Origin of the sequence: Rhizobium sp. GR12 (assembly GCF_036596185.1) — a bacterium.
GTDB lineage: Bacteria > Pseudomonadota > Alphaproteobacteria > Rhizobiales > Rhizobiaceae > Agrobacterium > Agrobacterium nepotum.
This window is the reverse complement of record NZ_JASXTH010000007.1, coordinates 319146-336033: the sequence shown is the minus strand read 5'-3', so window position 1 is coordinate 336033 and position 16888 is coordinate 319146. Positions and strand designations below refer to the sequence as shown.

The 16888-nt window shown below is 60.4% G+C and carries 12 protein-coding genes; 4 read left to right on the top strand and 8 right to left on the bottom strand.

The genetic code is table 11. From position 1 onward, the window contains the following. The first annotated feature begins 98 nt into the window (after positions 1-98). On the top strand, positions 99-3785 hold the full coding sequence (gene putA / locus QSK43_RS14865; RefSeq protein ID WP_332304070.1) for a trifunctional transcriptional regulator/proline dehydrogenase/L-glutamate gamma-semialdehyde dehydrogenase: 3687 nt from the start codon (positions 99-101) through the stop codon (positions 3783-3785). A gap of 38 nt (positions 3786-3823) precedes the next feature. On the opposite strand, the gene QSK43_RS14860 is transcribed toward putA, so the two are convergent. The 4 genes from QSK43_RS14860 to amaB form a co-directional block, all read right to left on the bottom strand. Beyond that, entirely contained in the window at positions 3824-4651 is an 828-nt protein-coding gene (locus QSK43_RS14860) for an ATP-binding cassette domain-containing protein (protein WP_332304069.1), read from the bottom strand. Between the two features lie 8 nt (positions 4652-4659). Beyond that, positions 4660-5439: an ABC transporter permease subunit gene (locus tag QSK43_RS14855; protein ID WP_332304068.1), complete on the bottom strand. Its 780-nt coding sequence runs from the start codon at positions 5437-5439 to the stop codon at positions 4660-4662. Between the two features lie 23 nt (positions 5440-5462). Further along, complete coding sequence (locus QSK43_RS14850) at positions 5463-6416, bottom strand: aliphatic sulfonate ABC transporter substrate-binding protein (protein WP_332304067.1); 954 nt, start codon at positions 6414-6416, stop codon at positions 5463-5465. A 256-nt stretch (positions 6417-6672) separates the two neighbouring features. After that, positions 6673-8202: an L-piperidine-6-carboxylate dehydrogenase gene (amaB, locus tag QSK43_RS14845; protein ID WP_332304066.1), complete on the bottom strand. Its 1530-nt coding sequence runs from the start codon at positions 8200-8202 to the stop codon at positions 6673-6675. A 216-nt stretch (positions 8203-8418) separates the two neighbouring features. Here amaB and QSK43_RS14840 point away from each other — a divergent pair, with 216 nt between their 5' ends. Further along, positions 8419-9321 carry a LysR substrate-binding domain-containing protein gene (locus tag QSK43_RS14840; RefSeq protein WP_332304065.1) on the top strand — a complete coding sequence of 301 codons (903 nt, stop codon included), beginning with the start codon at positions 8419-8421 and terminating at the stop codon, positions 9319-9321. A gap of 7 nt (positions 9322-9328) precedes the next feature. Here QSK43_RS14840 and QSK43_RS14835 read toward each other — a convergent pair whose 3' ends face one another. Next, complete coding sequence (locus tag QSK43_RS14835; RefSeq protein WP_332304064.1) at positions 9329-10216, bottom strand: DMT family transporter; 888 nt, start codon at positions 10214-10216, stop codon at positions 9329-9331. A 377-nt stretch (positions 10217-10593) separates the two neighbouring features. On the opposite strand from QSK43_RS14835, the gene QSK43_RS14830 reads away from it, so the two are divergent. Further along, entirely contained in the window at positions 10594-11925 is a 1332-nt protein-coding gene (locus QSK43_RS14830) for a UDP-glucose dehydrogenase family protein (protein WP_332304063.1), read from the top strand. Between the two features lie 86 nt (positions 11926-12011). After that, positions 12012-13034, top strand: a complete 1023-nt coding sequence (locus tag QSK43_RS14825; RefSeq protein ID WP_332304062.1) for an NAD-dependent epimerase — start codon at positions 12012-12014, stop codon at positions 13032-13034. A 1-nt stretch (position 13035) separates the two neighbouring features. Here the strand turns inward: QSK43_RS14825 and QSK43_RS14820 are convergent, their stop codons facing one another. Genes QSK43_RS14820 through QSK43_RS14810 form a run of 3 tightly spaced genes read right to left on the bottom strand, consistent with a single transcriptional unit; the run spans position 13036 to position 16797 of the window. Further along, positions 13036-14082: a glutathione synthase gene (locus tag QSK43_RS14820; RefSeq protein WP_332304061.1), complete on the bottom strand. Its 1047-nt coding sequence runs from the start codon at positions 14080-14082 to the stop codon at positions 13036-13038. Positions 14083-14092: 10 nt separating this feature from the next. After that, positions 14093-15970, bottom strand: a complete 1878-nt coding sequence (locus QSK43_RS14815; protein WP_332304060.1) for a flavohemoglobin expression-modulating QEGLA motif protein — start codon at positions 15968-15970, stop codon at positions 14093-14095. Beyond that, positions 15967-16797, bottom strand: a complete 831-nt coding sequence (locus tag QSK43_RS14810) for an N-formylglutamate amidohydrolase (protein ID WP_332304059.1) — start codon at positions 16795-16797, stop codon at positions 15967-15969. The genes QSK43_RS14815 and QSK43_RS14810 overlap by 4 nt, the downstream gene beginning before the upstream one ends. Between the last annotated feature and the right edge of the window lie 91 nt (positions 16798-16888).

Genomic DNA, 16888 nt, shown 5'->3' with positions numbered 1-16888 from the left:
ACGGCAATGATATTGTACGCAGCAGAATGACAAGCGGCGAGCGGAGGACGCGCTGCCGCTGACAGTCTGTCTTCAACAGCTTTTTCAGGATTTTCAGAATGGCCGATGGTGCAAGCAAAGCCGATGTAAACCCGCAGCAGGCCATGAACGGCATTTTCCAGAATTTTGCACCGCCCGTGCGCGAACAGAGCCCGCTGCGGAAGGCGATCACCGCCGCCTACCGCCGCCCCGAGGAAGAATGCCTGGCGCCCCTGATCGAGGCGGCGACCGTCACTCCCGAGCAGGCGAGCGCCATTCGCACCACGGCGACCAAGCTGATCGAGGCGTTGCGCGCCAAAACCAAGGGCACAGGCGTCGAAGGGCTGGTGCAGGAATATTCGCTCTCCAGTCACGAGGGCGTGGCTCTGATGTGCCTTGCCGAAGCGCTATTGCGCATTCCCGATACCGCGACCCGCGATGCGCTGATCCGTGACAAGATCGCACGCGGCGACTGGAGATCCCATATCGGCGGCGGGCGCTCGCTGTTCGTCAATGCCGCCACCTGGGGCCTCGTCATCACCGGCAAGCTCACCTCGACAGTCAATGACAGCGGTCTTTCGGCGGCGCTGAGCAAGCTGATCGCACGCGCGGGCGAACCCGTCATCCGTCGCGGCGTCGACATGGCCATGCGCATGATGGGCGAGCAATTCGTCACCGGCGAGACGATCGGCGAAGCGCTCAAGCGTTCGAAACCGCTGGAGGAGCTGGGCTTTCAATATTCCTACGATATGCTCGGCGAAGCCGCGACGACGGCAAAGGATGCGGAGCGCTATTACAGGGATTACGAAAACGCCATCCACGCCATCGGCAAGGCCTCCGCAGGGCGCGGCGTCTATGGCGGCCCGGGCATCTCCATCAAGCTTTCGGCGCTGCATCCGCGTTATGCCCGCGCCCAGGCCGAGCGGGTGATGGCGGAGCTTGTGCCACGCGTCAAATCTTTGATGCTGCTCAGCAAGAAATACGATATCGGCCTCAATATCGACGCCGAGGAAGCCGACCGGCTGGAGCTGTCGCTCGATCTTCTGGAGGAGCTGGCGCTCGACAAGGATCTCGCCGGCTGGGACGGCCTCGGTTTCGTCGTACAGGCCTACGGCCGCCGCTGCCCCTTCGTTCTCGATTACATCATCGATCTCGCCCGCCGCGCCGGCCGCCGCATCATGGTGCGCCTGGTCAAGGGCGCCTATTGGGATGCGGAAATCAAGCGCGCGCAGGTGGACGGGCTGGAAGACTTCCCGGTATTCACCCGGAAGGTGCATACCGACGTCTCCTATATCGCCTGCGCCAACAAGTTGCTCGCCGCGCGTGACGTCGTGTTTCCGCAATTTGCGACCCACAATGCGCAGTCCATGGCGACGATCTACCACCTCGCCGGCCCTGGCTTCAAACTCGGCGACTACGAGTTCCAGTGCCTGCACGGCATGGGCGAACCGCTTTACAGTGAAGTCGTCGGCAAAAAGAAACTCGACCGCCCCTGCCGCTTTTATGCGCCGGTCGGCACCCATGAAACGCTGCTCGCCTATCTCGTCCGCCGCCTGCTGGAAAACGGCGCCAACTCTTCCTTCGTCAACCGCATCGCCGATCCCGCCGTACCGGTGGCTTCCTTGCTGGAAGACCCGGTCGACGTGGTCAAGGCTTACCCTGTTCCCGGCGCCCGGCATGATCGCATTGCCGCGCCCGCAGATCTCTTCGGCCCCGAACGGATAAATTCCGCTGGTCTCGATCTTTCCAGCGAAACGACACTTGCCGTGCTGGACAACATCCTGACGGCGAGTACAGCGACAGAGTGGAAGGCCGCAGCACCACAGGCGGGCGGCAAGACACGCCCGGTTCTCAACCCCGGCGATCATAGTGACATTGTCGGCTACGTGAGCGAACCGACAGAGGCCGATGTTGAAGCGGCGATGCAGCGGGCCGCTGCCTCCAACTGGTCTTCCAAACCGGTAGACGAGCGCGCCGCCTGCCTGGAACGCGCTGCCGACCAGATGCAGGCTGAGATGCCGACCCTGCTCGGCCTTATCATGCGCGAGGCAGGAAAATCCATGCCGAACGGGATTGCCGAGGTGCGCGAAGCGATCGACTTCCTGCGTTATTACGCAGCGGAGGCCCGCAAGACCTTCAAAGACGGCCAGCCACCCCTCGGCCCGGTCGTCTGCATCAGTCCATGGAACTTCCCGCTCGCCATCTTCATCGGTCAGGTAACGGCAGCACTGGTTGCCGGCAATCCGGTGTTGGCAAAACCCGCCGAAGAAACCCCGCTGATCGCCGCTGAAGGCGTGCGCCTGCTGCATGAGGCTGGTATTCCGCAGGACGCCGTGCAGCTTCTTCCGGGCGATGGCAAAACCGGTGCCGCCCTCGTCGGCTCCGCCCTTACGGCGGGCGTGATGTTCACCGGCTCCACGGAAGTAGCGCGGCTCATTCAGGGCCAGCTTGCCGGTCGGGTTCTGGCCAATGGCCAGCCGGTTCCCCTGATTGCCGAGACCGGCGGCCAGAACGCCATGGTCGTCGATTCCTCCGCGCTCGCCGAGCAGGTCGTCGCCGACGTCATCGCCTCCGCCTTCGACAGTGCCGGCCAGCGTTGCTCGGCGCTGCGTATCCTCTGCCTGCAGGAAGATGTGGCGGATCGCACGCTAACGATGCTGAAAGGCGCGCTGCATGAATTGCGGATCGGCCGCACCGACCGTCTCTCCGTCGATGTCGGCCCGGTCATCACCGCCGAAGCCAAAGGCATCATCGAAAAACACGTCGACAGCATGCGCGCGCTCGGTCATCGGATCGAGCAGATTTCGCTTGCGGGCGAAACCGGCAAGGGCACCTTCGTGCCACCGACGATCATCGAGATGAAATCGCTTGCCGATCTGAAGAAAGAGGTCTTCGGGCCCGTCCTGCACGTCATCCGCTTCAAGCGCGACAATCTCGACCGGCTGATCGACGAGATCAACGCCACTGGCTACGGTCTGACCTTCGGCCTGCATACACGTCTTGACGATACGATCCAGCACGTCCTCTCCCGCGTGATGGCCGGCAATCTTTATGTGAACCGCAACATCATCGGCGCCGTGGTCGGCGTTCAGCCCTTCGGCGGGCGTGGACTTTCCGGCACCGGTCCCAAGGCGGGCGGACCGCTCTATCTCGGCCGCGTCACACAAACTGCACCGAAAATCGACCGTGTCGCCAGTCAACAGGATCAGGCGGCCGTCGATCTCGCCCGCTGGCTGGATGAAAACGGCGAGAGCGTCGCGGCTGAAGCAGCACGACAGGCCGCAGCGCTTTCCGGCCTCGGTTTCGAAACCGAACTGGCAGGCCCGGTCGGCGAACGCAACGTCTATGCGCTGCATCCGCGCGGCAAAATTCTGCTGATCCCGGCCACGGAGCAGGGGCTTTACCGGCAGCTTGCGGCAGCACTTGCCACCGGCAACTCGGTCGTCATCGACAATGCATCTGGACTGGAAAAATCGATCTACGGATTACCGGCAACCGTCACTTCGCGCATCGTCTGGGCAGACGATTGGGGAAAGTCTGCACCATTCGCCGGCGCGCTGATCGAGGGTGATGCGGAACGTGTCGTTGCGATCAACAAAAAGATCGCCGCCCTGCCCGGTCCGCTGGTTCTGGTTCAGGCCGCCACCACGGAAGTGCTTTCCCACGACAGCCAGCCCTATAATCTAGACTGGCTGGTGGAAGAGGTCTCCGTCAGTGTCAACACCACGGCTGCCGGCGGCAATGCCAGCCTGATGAGCATCGGCTGATAATAATCCGGCAGGGTCTCGGCCCTGTCGGCCAGCCCTTATCCGCTAATCTCGCTACGCCCGAAGAGCTGGTTCAGGACCTGTTCTTCCAGTCGCGCGAAGTCGGCGGTGCCGTGACGGCGCGGACGCGGCAGCCTCACATCGAGATCGAGCGCGATGCGTCCTTCATCGATGACGACGATGCGGTCGGCAAGCGCCACGGCTTCCGAGACATCATGCGTAACGAGGACGGCGGTGAATTTCTGCTTGCGCCAGATGCGCTCGAGCAGAAGCTGCATTTCGATGCGGGTGAGTGCATCGAGTGCGCCAAGCGGTTCGTCCAGCGCCAGGATTTGCGGATGGGCTACCAAAGCGCGTGCCAGCGCCACGCGCTGCTTCTGGCCGCCGGACAGGACATAGGGCCACTCGCCCGCCCGGTCCTTCAGCCCCACTTCTTCGAGGATGGCAAGCGCCTGCTCGTTCGCCGCTTCGCCTTTGGCGATGCCGGTCAGGCCCACGGACACATTGTTTACGATGCGCTCCCACGGCAGAAGGCGCGGCTCCTGAAACATCATGCGGGTACGGCTCGATGCGTCTTTCGAAACGGTGCCGCTTGTGGGCGCATCGAGACCGGCCAGAATACGCAGGAGCGTACTCTTGCCACAGCCGCTCTTGCCGATGACAGCCAGAAACTCGCCTTCCCGCACATCGAGATCGATCCCGCGCAGCACGGGCTTGTCGCCAAAGGTCTTCACCACATTGCGGAAGCTGAAGGCGACCTTTATGCCGTTCTGCTTCCCGCGCTGTTCAACCTTGGTCTCCGCCCCGGAAGGTGAGGATGACGGGTCATCGGGGCGTCTCAACGTCGTAACATTGCTGGTCGACATGGGTTACCTCAGACTTTCTTGAAGGCTGGATGCCACTGCAGGAAGATGCTTTCGAGAAAACGGGCGAAACTGTCCGCCAACTTGCCGAGAAGCGCATAGATGAGGATCGACAGAACGACGACATCAATCAGCAGGAACTCGCGCGCCTGCATGGCCATGTAGCCGAGGCCGGAAGACGAAGAGATCGTTTCCGCCACGATCAGCGTCAGCCACATGATGCCAAGCGCATAACGCAGGCCGGTGAAAATGGAAGGCAGCGCACCCGGCAGGATCACCCGCCGGAACAGGGTGAAGGGCGACATGCCATAGGTGCGGCCCATCTCTACCAGTTGCGGATCGACCCCCTGAATGCCGAGCAACGTGTTGATGTAGATCGGGAAAAACACCCCGAGCGCCACGAGGAAAAGCTTAGCCTCCTCATCAATGCCGAACCACAGGATGACGAGCGGGATGAGCGCCAGATGCGGAATGTTTCGGATCATCTGCAGCGTGGTGTCGGTGAAGCTACGAGAAAACCGCGACATGCCGTTGGCCAGCCCGAAGATGAAGCCGATCGCGCCGCCAACGGCGAAGCCGGCCAGAGCGCGGGCGGAGCTGACGCCGATATTGGCGATCAGTTCGCCCGAAAGCAAAAGCCGCCAGAAGGCTTCCGCGACAGCGGAGGGGGCAGGAAGCACGTTTCCTGAAATAAGTCCGATGCGGGAAGCTGCCTCCCAACCCGCCAGAATGATGGCAGGAAGCAGCCAGCCCGTGATGCTTCCGGCCTCTATACGCCTTCTGATACTCATGGCGAAGCCTCCGTATCCGGGGATCAGTTGGTAGCGCCCGACCAGACGGCATCCTTGATGCTGATCTGTTTCGGGATCAGGCCGAGGCGATAGAAGCGGTCGGCGGTTTCCTGCTGGCTGGCAATGATCTTGTCATCGATCTTCGAAATGCCGAATTCCGAACGGTTGGCCGCCAGCGTCTGCGCTTCCAGCGGCACACCTGTTACCTCATGCAGTGCTGCGGCAACCTTGTCGCGGTTGGCGGCGGACCATTTGGCCGCCTCACCCAGCGCATCGATCGTGATGTTGATGGTGTCCGCATGGGATTTGGCGTAATCGCGATTGGCGAGGAAATAGGTGCTCACATTAAGGACCTCGCTGGTGCGGGCGAGCGTGACGGGCTTGTAGCGGGTCTCGGCAATCGCGTAGAAGGGATCCCAAACGGCCCAGGCGTCGATCTTGTCGCTAGCAAAGGCTGCGGCGGCATCGGCGGGGCTAAGATACACAACGTCGATATCGCTGAATTTCAGACCGTTTTTCTCGATTGCCGCCACCAGCAGATTGTGGGCGCTGGTGCCCTTGCCGACGCCGACCTTCTTGCCCTTCAGATCGGCAACCGATTTGATGCCGCTTTCAGGTTTGGTGAAGATCGCCTCGCCCTTGCCGTTCGAGGGAAGGGCCGCGACATAAACGATGGCCGAACCGGCCGACTGACCGAAGATTGGCGGCGCATCCCCGGTCCAGCCGACATTGATGGAGCCGACATTCAAGGCCTCCACCAAAGGCGGGCCAGCGGTGAACTCGACCCACGAAACCTTCACGCCCTTGGCCTCAAGCGCCTTTTCGATGACGCCCTGTTGCCTCGCAATCACCGGCAGGCCGGTTTTCTGATAACCGATCTTCAACTCTTCCGCCGCCTGAGCCTGCAACGGCAGAACGGACAATGCGGCGGCAACAAGAATGCTGGCGGAAAGGGCGCGACGGGTGATGACGGGCATTTTATCTCCTTATCACCGGCGCTGTGCCGGTTTGCGATATGGAGCAATGCTAGGGTTTTCGATGAAAACCATAGAGAGAGGATAATTCAATGTGAGCGATATTGCAGGAATAAAATTCCGCGAAGAGACCTCTTTCCCGCAAATCATCGCAAGCGCCCCCTCGCCGGTCCCTTTTAACACGGAAATGCCGGCGCGGAACGGACTGCACCGGCATGATGTGGATCGGCGTCGCGATCAAATAAAACTTGCGAGCGATTTATTCGATATCGAAGGACACGCCCTGCGCCAAAGGCAACGCCTTGGAGTAGTTGATCGTGTTGGTGGCGCGGCGCATATAGGCCTTCCACGCATCCGAGCCGGATTCGCGGCCACCGCCGGTTTCCTTTTCGCCGCCGAAGGCACCGCCGATTTCAGCGCCCGAGGTGCCGATATTGACGTTGGCGATGCCGCAATCCGAGCCTTCCGAAGACAGGAAACGTTCCGATTCCTGAATGTCGCGGGTGAAGACCGATGACGACAGACCGGCAGCGACGGCATTGTGCGCCTCGATCGCCTCATCAAAATCGCTGTACTTCATGACATAGAGGATCGGCGCGAAGGTCTCTTCCAGAACCGGCCCCGCCTGTTTCGGCATTTCGACAAGCGCGGGTTTGACATAATAGGCATCCGGCGCACCGGTATCCACACGCCCGCCGCCGTTCACCACGCCGTCATGCGCTTTCGCCGCGTCGAGCGCCTTCTGCATGCCCTCGAAAGCCGCCTTGTCGACCAACGGCCCGACAAGTGCCGATGTTTCCAGAGGATTGCCGACGGAAACGGAGGCGTAGGCCTTTTTCAGACGCGGCACGAGCTGGTCGTAAACGCTGTCATGCACGAAGAGACGGCGAAGCGTGGTGCAGCGCTGGCCGGCAGTGCCCATGGCGCCGAAAGCGATGGCGCGAAGCGCCATGTCAAGATCGGCAGAGGGGCAGACGATGCCGGCATTGTTGCCGCCAAGCTCCAGAATGGCGCGGGCGAAGCGCTTCGCCAGACGCGGGCCGACATCGCGGCCCATTCGGGTGGAGCCGGTGGCGGAAACCAGAGGAACCTTGGGGTTATCCACCAATGCTTCACCGACGGCGCGGTCACCGATCAGAAGCTGCGACAGTCCTTCCGGCGCGTCGCCAAAACGGGCGACGGCACGTTCGAAGATGCCCTGAACCGCAAGTGCCGTCAGCGGGGTCTTTTCGGAAGGCTTCCAGACCACCGAGTTGCCGCAGACGAGCGCGAGCGCCGCGTTCCACGACCAGACGGCAACGGGGAAGTTGAAGGCAGAGATGACGCCGACAACGCCAAGCGGATGCCAGGTTTCCATCATGCGGTGGCCAAGGCGTTCGGTGGCGATGGTGAGGCCGTAAAGTTGGCGGGAGAGACCGACGGCGAAATCGCAGATATCGATCATCTCCTGCACTTCGCCAAGACCTTCGGACGGGACCTTGCCCGCTTCCAGCGAGACAAGGCGGCCGAGATCGGCCTTGAAGGCGCGCAACTCTTCACCCAAAAGCCGGATCAGTTCGCCACGACGCGGAGCCGGAACGTTGCGCCAGACCTTGAATGCGGCATCGGCCTTGTTGACCACGGCTGCAACACCCTCAACCGAAATAGTCTTGAGGCTCGCGACCTGTTCACCCGTCACCGGGCTGAACGACGCCATGTCACCGCCGGTATAGAGATCGCGGGCAACGCCCATCCTGTCGAGCAGGGCCGCGGCTTCCTTTTTCACGTCAAGCTTCGTGGTCGCATCCATGTCCAATTGTCCTTTTGGCTAAAAGGGGAGGAAAGCCGTTTTGATACGGCGCTTTCAACTCCCGTCGCTCTTCTTTCCCCGAATTTGTCATTCGTTCTACGAAATTGAGGTTTTGCCAACACCGGCAAAACAGCATTTCATTCTTTCCCGTAATCATATATGGGCATAACAACCCTTTTCCAATGAGGAAAGCGGGTAAGTTGATGCGAGAATGGAATGGATCCGCGCAGAAGACTGGTTCCCGATATCGTCACGCTGCAAGCGTTTGAATGCGCGGCACGGCATGGCAATTTTACCCGTGCGGCGGAAGAACTCAACCTCACGCAAAGCGCGATCAGCCGGCAGATCAGCGATCTCGAGGCACAGACCGGAATGCAGCTTTTCGAGCGCATCCGCAGGCGCGTGGTTTTATCGGAAGCAGGCCGCAAATTCCTGCCGGATGTGCGGCGCCTGCTGCAACAGTCCGAACAGTTGATGGTGCGTGCGGTCTCGGCCGGAACATCGCACGCATCGCTTTCCGTCGCCACCCTGCCGACTTTCGGCAGCCGCTGGCTGATGCCGCGCCTGCACCGGTTCATCGACGCCAATCCGGAGATAGCGATCACGATCGGCTCGCGCTCGCACCCCTTCGATTTCGACGAGGAAGGTTTCGACCTTGCCATTCACTATGGTCAGCCGGTCTGGGCGCATGGCACCTGCACCTTTTTATGCAACGAAGTGATCGTGCCGGTCGCCAGCCCCGCGCTGCTTCAGCGCGCGCGTATCGAGCGGCCCACCGATCTTGCCGGGCACCCTTTGCTGCATGTGACGACACGGCCGAAACTGTGGACGGAATGGCTGGAGATGAATGGGGTAACGGCGGAAAACGTCTATAAAGGCAGCCGGTTCGACCAGTTCTCGATGATCATCGAAGCCGCGGCAAGCGGCATCGGTTTTGCCCTGTTACCAAAATATCTGATCGAGGCGGAACTGATCTCCGGCCGCCTCGAAATCGTGTTCGAGATCCCGCTGCAAACCGACAAAAGCTATTACGTCGCCTTGCCGGAGGGACGGCAGGACAATGTGCTTGCCAGCGCCTTTCAGACATGGCTTCTCGATCAGGTCGGCAAACCGGTATAATCCGACGTCACAGACGATTGCGGAAAAACGGGTTCCAGCGCACCGTGCCGAGTCTTACCTTTTCGCGGATCATCGTCAGAATTCCCGATGCGGCAATGACCCCCAGCCCAAGCACCGCCACCGCGTCCGGATATTCGTGGAAGAAGGTCATGCCGATCGCTACTGCCCAGAGGATTTGCGAATAATGCGACGGCGCGATCTGGCTGGCCGGCGCAATCCGGGTTGCGACCAGCAAGGTTATCTGTCCCGTTGCCGTGCAAAGCCCGATGAAGGCGAAGGCGGCGAACTGATGCGGATTGGGCATGACGAAATCGGGGATGGAGGCAATGCCGTTGAAGGTGAGACCGTAGACCAGAAGCACGCCCATGATCGACGTGCGCTTTTCCTTGCCCGCGAGCGAACGGAGCAACACGATGGTCATCGCTGCCAGAAAGGCGACGCCGATGGCGGCGAAATGTCCAAGTTCCAGCGACTTGAAGCCCGGCCGCACGACAAGGAGAACGCCGACGATGCCGGCCAGAACAGCAGCCCAGCGCCATGGCCCGATATCTTCCTTCAAAACAACGGCAGACAGCACGGTCACGAACAGCGGCGACAGAAAGATCAACGCATAGGCTTCGGCGAGCGGAATGGTGGTGAAGGCGTAGATGCCGAGAATGCCGGCAAAGAGACCGGAAATCGCCCGCCCGTGCACGGCGAAGGGGCGGCTCATGCGCCAGAACTCCCGCCACCTTTCCTCGCGCGGTTTACTGAAGAAGATGAAGATGCCGGAAAACAATATGCTGAAGAAGCCGATCTCGAAAACACTGATCTGTGATCCGAGCGACTTGATCGTGGCATCGCCCAGGGAAAAGGTCGCATAGGCGAACAGACCGAGCAGAAAACCCTTTTGCATTGAACTTCCCCGAACATCGACCGCAACGCAAAGCGCACCCCGGCCGCGTAAAGCAACCCGGACGCCCCTTAAGGGACAGACAGTCTGGCAGATTTGATCGTCACCCCTATGGCTAGACCCGGCTACCTATGAGTGCAAGTCGCAAAAACGGTAAAAGTGGACGATCCGACCCCATCGATGCAAATGGCCACAAGGTGCGGCAAATTTGTCCCGCCGCCGCCATCACATCACCGTCATGGAAAGAGGTTAGCCCGTGTTGATCGTGACGCTTGGCGGCAAGCGTGAAGGCGGCTAAACATTGTGGTGTGATTGCACCCGCTGATTTCGCCTGAGCATTGCCGCGCGAACATCGCCTCACGGACCGAAGGGAAAAAAGAATGCGGATAGTGATGATCGGTGCCGGCTATGTCGGCCTTGTTTCCGGTGCGTGTTTTGCCGATTTCGGCCATGACGTGATCTGCGTCGACAAGATGCCGGAAAAGATCGAAGCGCTGAAAAGCGGCCATATTCCGATTTTCGAACCTGGCCTGGACGCCATCGTCGCCAGTAACGCTAGGGCCGGACGGTTGAACTTCACCACCGACCTTTCCTCTGCGGTCGCCAGTGCAGATGTCGTCTTCATTGCGGTCGGCACACCCTCGCGGCGCGGCGATGGCCACGCGGACCTCGGTTATGTTTATGCGGCGGCGAAAGAAATAGCCCATGCGCTTGACGGTTTCACCGTCATCGTCACCAAATCCACCGTTCCCGTCGGCACCGGCGACGAGGTGGAGCGCATCATCCGCGAGGAAAACCCTTCGGCCGATTTCGCCGTGGTCTCCAATCCGGAATTCCTGCGCGAAGGTGCTGCCATCGAGGATTTCAAGCGCCCGGACCGCATCGTCGTCGGCCTTTCGGACGAACGCGCACGGCCGGTGATGACAGAGGTTTACCGTCCGCTCTATCTCAACCAGTCGCCGTTGCTCTTCACCACGAGACGCTCTTCGGAACTCATAAAATATGCCGCCAACGCCTTTCTGGCGATGAAGATCACCTTCATCAACGAAATGGCGGATCTGTGCGAAAAGGTCGGCGCCAATGTTCAGGACATTTCGCGCGGCATCGGCCTCGATGGCCGCATCGGCTCGAAGTTCCTGCATGCCGGCCCCGGCTATGGCGGCTCCTGTTTTCCCAAGGATACGCTGGCGCTCGCCAAGACCGCGCAGGACTATGATGCCCCCGTGCGGCTGATCGAGACCACCATCGCCATCAACGACAACCGCAAGCGCGCCATGGGCCGCAAGGTCATCAACGCGGTGGGCGGCGATGTGCGCGGCAAGAAGATCGCCGTACTTGGCCTGACCTTCAAGCCCAACACCGACGACATGCGCGACAGCCCGGCGATCGCCATCATCCAGACCCTGCAGGATGGTGGTGCGAAGGTGGTCGGCTACGATCCGGAAGGCATGGCGAATGCCCGCCATGTCATGGAGGATGTCGACTATGCCAGCGGCCCCTACGAGGCGGCGGAGGATGCCGACGCCGTGGTGATCGTGACGGAATGGAACCAGTTCCGCGCGCTCGATCTGCCACGCCTGAAAGCCATCATGAAAAACCCCGTGCTGGTGGATCTGCGCAATATCTACCGCGTGGATGAAGTCACCGGGCATGGCTTCATCTATGCGGGGATCGGCCGTCCGCACGAGAGCGGTTCTGACAAAGGCCAGTAACGGTTTCGTCTTCGAAGTTTCATTAGAACGGTTTTCGCGCTTCGGTTCATCCGCAAACGCACCAACGGATTTGGGATATAGTCATCATGCGTTATCTGGTTACCGGCACGGCGGGCTTCATCGGTTTCTACGTCGCGAAGCGGCTGCTAGATGCCGGCCACTTCGTGACCGGTTTCGACGGCATGACGAAATATTACGATGTCAGCCTCAAGGAAAAACGCCACGCCATTCTTTCCCGCTCCAACGGATTCAGGGCCGAAATCGGCATGCTGGAAGATGCGGACGCCCTGAAGCGGGCGGCGGAGGCGGCCGAACCTGAGATCATCATTCACCTCGCAGCACAGGCGGGCGTCCGTTACAGCCTTGAGAACCCCCGCGCCTATATCGATTCCAATCTCATCGGATCGTGGAACATGCTGGAGCTTGCCAAGAACCTGCAGGTCAAACACCTGATGCTGGCATCGACCTCCTCCATCTACGGCGCCAACGAGAAAATACCTTTCGCAGAAAGCGACAAGGCCGACGAGCCGATGACGCTTTATGCGGCCACCAAAAAATCGATGGAACTGATGGCGCACAGCTATGCCCATCTCCATAAATTGCCGACCACGGCCTTCCGCTTCTTCACGGTTTACGGTCCCTGGGGACGGCCGGACATGGCGCCGATCAAATTCGTCGACGCCATCTCGAACGGCAGACCGATCGATATTTACGGCCAGGGCAATATGAGCCGCGACTTCACCTATATCGACGATCTTGTCGAAGGCATCGTCCGGTTGAGCCAGATCATCCCGTCCGAGGAAAACCGGGTGACGCAGGAAGGCGTGACCGATACGCTTTCACACCATGCACCCTTCCGCATCGTCAATATTGGCGGCGGCCAGCCGGTGGAATTGATGCACTTCGTCGAGACGGTCGAAAAGGCGGTCGGCAGGCAGGCGATCCGCAACATGCTGCCGATGCAGCAGGGAGACGTTCCCCGCACCTTCGCCTCACCCGATCTTCTCCGGGCCCTGACCGGCTATGTGCCGCAAACCCCGGTCGAAGAGGGCATCAAGGCCCTCGTCGCCTGGTATCGTGACATGCAGCCGACCGAGCCGCGAGAATAGGTCACAGCGTCGCCAGCAGGCGATTGGAAAGTACGCCGCCGGAGGCGCTCTGCATGGCGATCTTGGTCTCCACGGCCTCGATGATCGTTTCGCTGAAATCGATATCGGTGAAGTCGCGAATATTGGAAAGGCCGCCCGGCGAAAACACGTTGACCTCCAGTATCTTGTCGCCGACGATATCGAGCCCGACCAGAAACATGCCGTCCTCCACGAGCTTCGGCCGCATCATTTCGGCAAGCTCGACGATTTCGTCCGTCACCTTCACGGCCTCGGCGGTGCCATTGGCATGGATGTTGGAGCGCAGATCGCCTGTCGCCGGCCGGCGGCGAAGTGCAGCATATTGGCCGTCACGCATCAGCGGTCTGCCATTCATCATGAAAAAGCGGATGTCGCCATCCTTGGCCGCCGGCAGATAGGCCTGCGCGATCAGATAGCCTTCGAGACTGACCGCCTCGAAAATCTGATTGAGATTGGCCTCCTTGCTCGAACCGATCTTGAAGACGTTCTTGCCGCCTGAGCCCTGCAACGGCTTGACGATGACGCCCTTGGGATGTGCATCGGCAAAAGCGCGAATTTCATCGACATTGCGCGAAATGATCGTTGTCGGGCGGACGATCTCGGGAAAGCTCTGAAAATAGAGTTTGTTCTGCGCCAGCGCTAAGCCCTCGGGATCGTTCAGAACCACAACGCCACGCTGTTCGGCAAGCCGCCCGAACAAAATGCCGGCATGCACCGCCCACGGCCTCGTCGTCTGGTCGAGGGACGGATCGTTGCGCAGCATCAGCGCATCGATTTCCTCCACATCCATGGTTCGCCGCTCCAGCGTCTTGTCCTGGAGTATGGCGTGGAGAGTGTCGCCTTTCTTGATTTTCGTCTTCGGCAGCATGGTCGCATGTATGGTCAGGCTGTCGTCCGAGCGCAAAGTGAAATCGCCAGGCGTCAGATAAACCACCTCATGGCCACGATTGAGCGCCGCCCTGGCCAGCAGGCCGGTTGCGAAATTCGGCCCCTCGGTCTCGATCGAATTGACGAAAAATGCGATGCGCATAAAGCCCCTCCTATAATGTCGCCAGTTCCGCAATGGATAATCCCGCCCGTATTTTTTCCAGCCGCTCGTTGGCCTTGGCGGGCAACAGAAAAGCCGGCCGTACGCCGGGCGGGCGCAAAAGGCCGCGCAAGGCAAGCTCCTGCATGACCGGAAAATGGGCGGCGGCGATCTTGCCCATCCAGAATGGGTCGAGCGCGCCGCCCCGGCGCAGATGCTCCAGCACCTCCGCCAGCCCGCGCAGATAAATCGCGTCCTTCGAAAGACCGCCGCCCCGATAGATGCGTAGCACCATGTTGAAGGCTCCGGCCGCATCGAAACCGTGCTCGCGCGTCATGATGCGGAACGTCTCCACGAACGTCGCCCCGTCCAGCATCGCCGCACAACCAACGACGCGCCCGGCAATCAGGCGCAGGCGCTCGCGCGTCATGCCGCCGGCGAGATGTTCCGCCAGCACCGCCAGCCCCTCCTGCACGCCCTCATAACCTGAAAGGCCGGTACGGAAGAGCCTGAGGCCCTGAAACGAGCCGTTGAAATAGGTCAAAAGATGCACGCCGATTTCATGGGATAGAAGCGCTTCGACACGGCGCTGTTCCATGACGGTGTGGCGGGAAATCAGAAGCTTTTCGCCCGTCACCATCAGGCCGGGCGGCAAGTCGTCCCTGATTTCGACGCGGGCCTTGAAGCCAGGTTCTTCCCCCAGATAGGTATCGACCATCTCGCGCGATTTTTTGGCAACCGCATAACAATCGACCATGGCGATTTCGCCATCACCCTGCCTGCGCGGGCAATCGGCGAGCACACTGAGCGCCAGCGTCAAAAGAGCAGGTTCGACGGCGCCATAAAGGGCGCGTGAAAAATCGGTGAAGGTGCGATGGTGCAGGCTGGCGAGCATCGTCAGTTGCAGATCGATCTCCCGCTGTTTTTCCCGGTAGAGATGATAAAGCACCGGGTCTTCCAGGTGATCGAACACCACGGAATAGAGCTTGCGTTTCTGCTCCTCGACATCGACGCCAAGCGGCCGGTAAAGCAGGCGCGGCGCATATTGAAAGCTGCCGTCGCGAAACTCCACGAAGGCCCGGCGGGCATTGATCGGCGTAACCGACAGAAGAAAATCGAAAGAAGAAACAATGTCGTCGATCGAACGGTCCGCACGCCTGACGGCATCGACAAAGGCCTTGCGGCCGAGCGCCCGGTGACTGGTGACCTTAAGGGCGTCCTTGCCGGAAGCGTATGACGAGAAGGCCTGCAGGCCCGCATCGAAAATATCGGCGATCATCGTCTCGCGCAGGCCGGGATAGTCCGCGCCGGATTCCGGTTGGCGGTAGATCGGCGCAAATCGCACGCTGATGCAGGGAAAATCAAGCCCGGCATTTTGAAATCTGAGGATCGGATCGGCATCCGGTTCAGGCCTGGTAATGCGCGGCGTGCGAAACCGCACTTCGGCATCGCAAACCGCCTTGATGAAAACACGGCGGGCATTCTGCGTTTCGGGCTCACCCGTTGCCGAGACGGAAACCTCGTAGTGCGGCAGGAAAGGTGAATCGTCGGCAAGCAGAATGTCGTGCTCCAGTTCGCCGATATCGAGAACCATGAAGGCGCCGAAACGTTGCCGCATGGCAGCACCTACCGCCTCGATCAGCGGCGCGGCCTCCTGGATGGTCGACGCGATCAGATAGGAGGCATGGGCCGAGGCGATATCGCGGGCGGCAAGGTTCTTCGTGCCGCCGGTCAGATGCAGGCAGAGGAAAGGCAGCGGCCGATCAATATGCAGCCTGCCGTTTTTTCCGACATCGCGGCGGACCGCCTTGCCAGCCTCAAGGCAGGACACGACATCATCCACCAGATCGGCAATCGGCGAGGGCGTGGCGCGGACGGAGGAAAGGTTCATCGTCGCGACCTCAGGCATTCTTCGAGAACCGGCTGAAGTGCGGCGATCGTGGCGCGAATATCCGACACTACCCGGGCATCCGGTTTTCCGGTCCACTCGTCCATGAAGAACTTCTTGAACTCGACCGCGATGGCGCAACCGTTTTCCGCAAAACGCTCGTGAATGAAGCGGGTCTGCTCCCCCTTGCCCTGAAATGCCACATTCTCGCGAACATCGAGACGGCGTCCGCCGATGGTTGCCGACGCCAAATGGCGGCCGACCGCGCTGACGACATCGCTCCAGCGGCCGCGATCCATGGAAAAGGTACCGATATTGATATCGGGGGCTTCCGCCTGCACCGTCGGCGGCTCGGCGGCCCCTTGCCGGCGATGATTGTAGCTATGCACATCCAGCGCTACAAAAGCCCCGTGTCGCCGCTCGATGGTTGAGAGAACGGTTTCCAGCATCGCGTAGTAATCGGCATGAAAATCGAGCGATTGCCGGGTGGCCTCTTCCGGCGGCGTCTGTTTCCAGACCTCCAGCCCCCAGGATTGTTCCGGCTTCAAATAGATCGCCTGATCGGAGGCGCGGTTGAGATCGGCTTCAAAACGTGAATGATGAACGACGATGCGGTTCGTCAATCCGGCGATCATCTCGCCGGTGAAAGGATCTTCTTCTCGCAGCCGTTGTTCGGGTGAAAGAGCCATCCACGAGACGACGGCGGGACGAATGAAATGACCGTCATGGATGGCTGTGCCGATAACCGGCGAATTGCCGAAGTCGATCGACCAGAAACCCTTGTTTCCATTGTTGCCGTGGTATTCGCCGTCACTCTGTCTGGCTGCCATGCTGCCTCCCCTGCATCACGGGTAAAACAGCGCGACTTGCCCGTTTGTTCCGGCAAAAATCGCACACGATGCATTTGGGCCTCGGCAATGA

What these genes read in the sequence shown, in the direction of transcription:
- putA (WP_332304070.1), top strand. Translation starts at nt 99, where the DNA reads ATGGCCGATGGTGCAAGCAAAGCCGATGTAAACCCGCAGCAGGCCATG.
- QSK43_RS14860 (WP_332304069.1), bottom strand. Translation starts at nt 4,651, where the DNA reads ATGTCGACCAGCAATGTTACGACGTTGAGACGCCCCGATGACCCGTCA.
- QSK43_RS14855 (WP_332304068.1), bottom strand. Translation starts at nt 5,439, where the DNA reads ATGAGTATCAGAAGGCGTATAGAGGCCGGAAGCATCACGGGCTGGCTG.
- QSK43_RS14850 (WP_332304067.1), bottom strand. Translation starts at nt 6,416, where the DNA reads ATGCCCGTCATCACCCGTCGCGCCCTTTCCGCCAGCATTCTTGTTGCC.
- amaB (WP_332304066.1), bottom strand. Translation starts at nt 8,202, where the DNA reads ATGGATGCGACCACGAAGCTTGACGTGAAAAAGGAAGCCGCGGCCCTG.
- QSK43_RS14840 (WP_332304065.1), top strand. Translation starts at nt 8,419, where the DNA reads ATGGATCCGCGCAGAAGACTGGTTCCCGATATCGTCACGCTGCAAGCG.
- QSK43_RS14835 (WP_332304064.1), bottom strand. Translation starts at nt 10,216, where the DNA reads ATGCAAAAGGGTTTTCTGCTCGGTCTGTTCGCCTATGCGACCTTTTCC.
- QSK43_RS14830 (WP_332304063.1), top strand. Translation starts at nt 10,594, where the DNA reads ATGCGGATAGTGATGATCGGTGCCGGCTATGTCGGCCTTGTTTCCGGT.
- QSK43_RS14825 (WP_332304062.1), top strand. Translation starts at nt 12,012, where the DNA reads ATGCGTTATCTGGTTACCGGCACGGCGGGCTTCATCGGTTTCTACGTC.
- QSK43_RS14820 (WP_332304061.1), bottom strand. Translation starts at nt 14,082, where the DNA reads ATGCGCATCGCATTTTTCGTCAATTCGATCGAGACCGAGGGGCCGAAT.
- QSK43_RS14815 (WP_332304060.1), bottom strand. Translation starts at nt 15,970, where the DNA reads ATGAACCTTTCCTCCGTCCGCGCCACGCCCTCGCCGATTGCCGATCTG.
- QSK43_RS14810 (WP_332304059.1), bottom strand. Translation starts at nt 16,797, where the DNA reads ATGGCAGCCAGACAGAGTGACGGCGAATACCACGGCAACAATGGAAAC.